Here is a 1,055-nt window from a genome sequence, read left to right on the forward strand (position 1 = left end):
TCGTCCAGGCTGCCCGCGGGCAGGCCCGCCGTCACCTGGGCGCGTTCGGATTCGCGGATGTCGTCGACGCCCAGAAGCGCACAGTCCAGGTTGTCCTTGGATTGGCCAAAGCTGATCAGCGACAACTCATTTCGTGGGTTGAGGCAGCCGACCAGAAACGGTTCCTGCAGGTTCATGCCCAGGAAGGAGCCCTGCACGCCCCGCATGATCGAAACGGTGCCGTCCCGCTCACCGACGTAGTAGTTGTTGCGGATGATCTCCCGTGCGACCGCCAAGCCGGCCAGCACGACCAACAACACCACGACTCCCGCTATCACCAGACGCCGCTTGGAGCGGTGTGCTTTTGGGAGTTCCTCCTGCTGCGTCACAACCCTTTTCGGGGCGATGCGGCGGGGGTTGAATGCCGATGCCCGCCCCGCCGCGGTATTAGGGGGGAGCGTGTCGTCATCCTCCCCGGACACGGCCCCGGCCAGGATCGGCTGGGTCTGGCCGTAGTCGTAGTCGACGACGTCGGCGACCACCACGGTGACGTTGTCCGGGCCGCCGCCGCGCAGGGCCAGTTCGATGAGCCGGTCCGCGCTGTCCACCACATCGGGTATCAGCAGCGCCTCGTGGATGGTGTCGTGGCTGACCGGGTCGGACAGGCCGTCCGAACACAGCAGATACCGGTCGCCGGCTCGGGCCTCACGGACGATCAGGGTGGGCTCCACCTCGTGCCCGGTGAGGGCGCGCATGATGAGCGACCGCTGCGGATGGCTGTGGGCCTCCTCGGCGGTGATGCGGCCCTCGTCCACCAGGGTCTGGACGAACGTGTCGTCCTTGGTGATCTGGGTCAGCTCGCCGTCGCGCAGCAGGTAGCCGCGGGAGTCGCCGATGTGCACCAGGCCCAGCCGGTTGCCCGCGAACAGGATCGCGGTGAGCGTGGTGCCCATGCCTTCCAGTTCCGGGTCGGCCTCCACGTGCGCGGCGATGGCCGAGTTGCCTTCGTGCACTGCGTCGTTGAGCTTCTTGAGCAGATCACCGCCCGGCTCGTCGTCGTCCAGGTGGGCCAGTGC

Annotated in this window: 1 protein-coding gene; it reads right to left on the reverse strand. The window is 67.3% G+C overall.

Annotated elements, in window-relative coordinates; all coding sequences use genetic code 11:
* On the reverse strand, positions 1 to 1,055 hold a 1,055-nt coding region (locus AWB94_RS10925), incomplete at both ends, for a PP2C family protein-serine/threonine phosphatase (protein ID WP_085122434.1).

Origin of the sequence: Mycolicibacterium canariasense, assembly GCF_002101555.1 — a bacterium.
GTDB lineage: Bacteria > Actinomycetota > Actinomycetes > Mycobacteriales > Mycobacteriaceae > Mycobacterium > Mycobacterium canariasense.